At 68.6% G+C, this 4,805-nt stretch carries 3 protein-coding genes; 2 read left to right on the top strand and 1 reads right to left on the bottom strand.

The window, feature by feature from the left end:
- On the bottom strand, positions 1–316 hold a 316-nt coding region (locus AC1DZ6_RS19190), incomplete at its 3' end, for a PAS domain-containing protein (RefSeq protein ID WP_477098739.1).
- 251 nt (positions 317–567) lie between these two features.
- Between AC1DZ6_RS19190 and AC1DZ6_RS19185 the strand changes: the two genes are divergently transcribed.
- Positions 568–3,846 carry an autotransporter domain-containing protein gene (locus AC1DZ6_RS19185; protein ID WP_477098738.1) on the top strand — a complete coding sequence of 1,093 codons (3,279 nt, stop codon included), beginning with the start codon at positions 568–570 and terminating at the stop codon, positions 3,844–3,846.
- Positions 3,847–4,080: 234 nt separating this feature from the next.
- A partial coding sequence (locus AC1DZ6_RS19180) for a porin (RefSeq protein WP_477098737.1) occupies positions 4,081–4,805 on the top strand: 725 nt, incomplete at its 3' end.

Below are 4,805 nucleotides of genomic sequence, written 5' to 3'. Positions count from 1 at the left end.
GCGGCTGCAGCTTGAACAGGTCCCGGGCCGCGGCGTTGGCGAACACGAACCGCCGGCCGGTCAGGTCGTCGGCCTCCTCGGCGGCGATGACCATCAACGGATCGGGCAAGGTTTCGAGAATCAGGCTGAACGGCGGCGGCTGGTCGACCAGGGCCGGGGCGGGAGCCGGGGCGGCCGCGTCGACGGGGCGGTTCAGGTGCCGGCGGGCCAGAACATAGCCGGTCACGCCGGTGATCAAGGCCAGGGGCACCGCCGCCGAGGCGTTCGCTCCGCCCGCCGCCGCCAACGCCAGAAGGGCCCCGGGCCCCGCGAGCACGCCCCCCCACACGCCCAGGGGGGTGCTGAGCGGCCCATCTGAACGGGCTGACGAGGACGGCGAGGCCATCGGCATGCGGCAGACTCGTTTTGCGGCGGAGGGAGGATTCGGTGAAGCAGATATGGCGCCCTGTGAACGCTTGCGATAGACCGTCAAACGCTCAGAAGCACGACGATGGCGGAAAGCACCGCAATTTCGCCGCAACGTGCCGCAATCTGGGGTCTGGGTTTCTCTCCGAGGTGTCGTTCGTAATGCAGCGCAAGGTCCTGGTCGCGACAGTCGCAACCGCTCCTCTCCTGGCCATGGCGTTCGGCGCTTATGCTGAGACGGTCATCAACACGGCGCGTACGACGCCGATCGCCACCGCGACGGCGACGGCCGCCGGCGGCCCCGACGACGTGAAGGTCGACACCGGGGGCGGGATCACCCTGACCACGGCCGGTCCGCTGATCACGGTGAACAGCAATAACAAGGTCACGATCGGCGGCAACGGCCTGACGACCGTCGGCGTCGACAACTCGACCGGCGTCCTGATCCAGGGCGGCACGACGGGCTCGGTGACCAACAACGCGATCATCAGCCTGACCGAGGACTACACCCCGACCGACGACGACAAGAACTCGGCCGGCGTGGCGGCTCCCGACGGCGACCTGGACGGTCCGTTCGCCAAGGGCTCCAACCGCTACGGCATCCGCCTGGTCGGCCCCGGCGTGTTCACCGGCGACATCGTCCAGGGCTCGGCCGGCTCGATCACGATCGAGGGCAACGATTCGGCGGCCATCTCTCTGGAGACCGGCCTGGTCGGCAACCTGACCACGGGCGGGACGATCAGCGTCATCGGCGACCGAACCTATGGCGTCCACGTCGCCGGCCCGGTGACCGGCAAGGTGTCGATCAACGGCGGCACGACGGTGACCGGTCTGGCCGCCACCGGCGTGGCGATCGACGGCAACGTCAGCGGCGCCTTCGTCGTCCAGGGCGGCGTGACCACGACCGGCTATCGCTACACCACGCGACCGGCCACCAAGGAACTGCGCGCGATTCTCGACGCCGACGACCTGCTGCAAGGCGGCTCGGCCGTGCGGGTGACCGCCAATGTGGGCGGCGGCGTCCTGCTGGACGCGCCCCCGCTCGACACCGACACGGCCAATACCGACGAAGACGGCGACGGCGTCGCCGACGCCAGCGAAGGCACCGCGGCCCTGGTCACCTACGGCGGGGCGCCGGCCCTGCTGATCGGCTCGGACACCCGCTCGGTCGCCATCGGCGCGGTCGGCACGGGCGACAACGCCTACGGCCTGATCACCAAGGGCGGCGTCACCGCCAACGGCGTCTATGACGGCATCGCCGCCACCGCGATCCAGATCGGCGGAAACGCCGGCCAGACGACGACGATCGCCGGCGGCGTGCGGGTCGACAGCTCGGTCACCGCCACCGCCTACGAAGCCAACGCCACCGGCCTGCAGATCAAGTCGGGCGCCAGCGCGCCGACGATCTGGAACAAGGGCGCGATCTCGGCCTTCAGCATCTCGGAAGGCCAGTTCGATGCGCGCGCCGTCGCCATCGACGCCGGCTCCACCGTGACCACCCTGAAGAACGCCGGCTCGATCGCCTCCACCGTCGGCGGCGAAAAGGGCAACGCCTACGGCGTGATCGACAATTCCGGCAACCTGACCACCATCGACAACACCGGCAAGATCACCGCCTCGGTCATCGCCACCGACGACGCCGACGACAAAGACGACGCCGACCTGCTGTCCAGCAACGAAGTGGTCACCGGCAAGGCGATCGCCATCGACGTCAGCAAGAACACCACCGGCGTCACCCTGACCCAGAACGGCGTCAACGACGGCGACGACGGCAAGGACGGGATCGCCGATTCGGACGTGGACGGCGACGGCGTGGACGACGTCGACGAGCCGTCGATCCTGGGCGCGGTCAATTTCGGCTCGGGCGCCGACACCTTCAACGTCCAGAACGGCATCGTGGTCGGCGACATCCAGTTCGGCGCCGGGGCGGACGTGCTGAACATCAGCGGCGGCGCCGCGGTGCTGGGCGCCCTGCGCGACTCGGACGGCCGGCTGGCGGTCAATGTCAGCAAGGGCTCGCTGGGCCTGGCCAACGCCGAAACCATCAACATCACCAGCCTGACCCTGGGCGCGGACAGCAAGGTGCTGTTCACCGCCGATCCGACGGCCGGCACCAACACCCACATCGTGGCCTCCGGCGCGGTCAACATCGCCTCGGGCGCTCAGCTGGGCCTGCGGCTGACCAGCCTGCTGGCCGCCCCGACCAGCTACACCGTCATCACCGGCGGCACCCTGACCGCCGGCACGATCAGCCAGGACCTGCTGGGCGGCACGCCGTACCTGTACGTGGCCAGCAGCCGCGTCGACACCAACAACGTCTATCTGGACGTTCGTCGCCGCACCTCCAGCGAGATCGGCATGAACAAGGCCCAGTCCTCGGCCTATGACGCCACCTTCGCGGCGTTGAGCAAGGACAAGGACATCGCCTCGGCCTATCTGACCCAGACGACCAAGGACGGCTTCCTGGGTCTCTACGATCAGATGATGCCGGACCAGGGCGAAGGCTTCTTCGCGGCGATGCAGAACGTGACCCAAGCGATCTCGACGGCCACCGCCTTCCGCCCCGACCCGGGCGACCGCTACGGGCCCGACAGCCTGTGGATCCAGGAGATCAACACCCTGGTGCGGCGCGACACCGACGACACCATGGGTTCGGACACCCAGGCCTTCGGCTTCGTCGGCGGCTATGAAGCCATGGGCGACGCCGGCGGAGCCCTGGGCCTGACCCTGGCCTATGTCAGCGTCGAGGAACACGACATCGCCGCCAAGGTGGGCGAGCAGACCACCGGCAACTTCGTCCAGCTGGGCGCCTACTGGCGGCGGGCGATCGGCGGCTGGCGCATGAACCTCGGCGGCGGCGGCGGATACGGCTGGTACGACGGCGACCGCACGTTCAACACCGGCGACCTGAACGGCGACGGCGCGTCCGACGTCCAGCGCCACAACAGCGCCAAGTGGAACGGCTACACGTTCAACGCCTATGCGGGCACGGCCTACGAGGCCAAGTTCGCCGGCCGCTACTTCGTCCGTCCCGAGGCCTACCTCAACTACCTCTATCTGAGCGAAGGCGAGCGCAAGGAATCGGGCGGCGGCGACGGCTTCGACCAGATCGTCCACAAGCGCAAATCCGACAGCCTGACCGGCGACGTCGGCGTGGTGTTCGGCGCCGACTTCGGCCGCGACCTGTGGTGGCGTCCGGAAGTGCGGGTCGGCTATCGCCAGTTGCTGGCCGGCGAGATCGGCGACACCGTGGCCCAATACACCGGCGGCGGCACGCCCTTCACCCTGGCGGCGGCCAACGACAAGGACGGCGCGGTGACCCTGGGCTTCGCCCTGCGGGCCGGCACGCCGATGTCCTATCTGGCGATCGAGGCCAACGCCGAAGCGGCCAAGAAGCAGAAGCGCTACAATCTTAAACTTACCGGCCGGGCTATGTTCTAGCCTTTCGGCCGCCTCTGGACTTCAGGGGCGAATATGACGAACACTGATGAACAGGGCCCGCGCTTCGGCGCGGGCCCTTTTTCGTTTTGGATTCAGCAGCTTGACCGTGCGTCGATCCCGGGCCTGAAGGAAAACTCAAAGCCCCGCGCCCTTATCTCTATTTAACACCTAGGAATAATCGTCTTTTGTCCCAGTCAACGGCGACGCCGAACCAGGCGTCGAGAGGGGAAGACCATGACCAAAACCCACAGCGCCACTCGGGCCGCCCTGCGCACGGCCCTGATCGCCGGAGCCTCGCTCATGGCCATGACGGGGGCCATGAGCGGCGCGGCCCACGCCCAGACCGCTCAGACGCCCGAGCAGCAGCAAGCCCGCATCGAGGCGCTCGAGGCTCAGCTTGAAGCCCTGTCCGGCCAGATCGCCGACCTGAAGGCCGCCACGGCCGCCAGCCTGAAAGACGTTCGCACCGTTCAGTCGCAGACCACGGTCAGCGTCGCCAACGGCAAGCCGACCATCGCCTCGGGCGACGGCGCCTTCAGCGCCAACATTCACGCCGTGATGCAGCTGGACGCCACCTGGTACAACCAGGACAGCGGCCTGCCCGCCTCGACGGTCGGCCGCGACCTGAACAGCGGCACCAACTTCCGCCGCGCCCGCCTGGGCGTCGACGGCAAGGCGTTCAAGAACTTCGACTACGGCGTGCTGCTGGACTTCGGCGGCTCGGGCACCGACGGCGCGGGCCAGCTGCAGGAGATCTACCTGCAGTACAACTACGCGCCCTTCAAGGTGAAGGTCGGCGCGTTCGCGCCGAACCTGGGCCTGGAAGACGCCGCCTCGACCAACGGCTCGCTGTTCCCCGAGCGCCCCGCCGGGGCCGAGGCCGCGCGCGGCCTGGCCGGCGCCGACCGCCGCATCTCGCTGCAAGGCCAGGCCGTCGGTGAGCGCTGGATCGTCTCGGG

The sequence above is a fragment of the Caulobacter sp. P1_B12_2 genome, from assembly GCF_056406675.1.
This window is presented reverse-complemented; position numbering and strand designations above follow the sequence as displayed.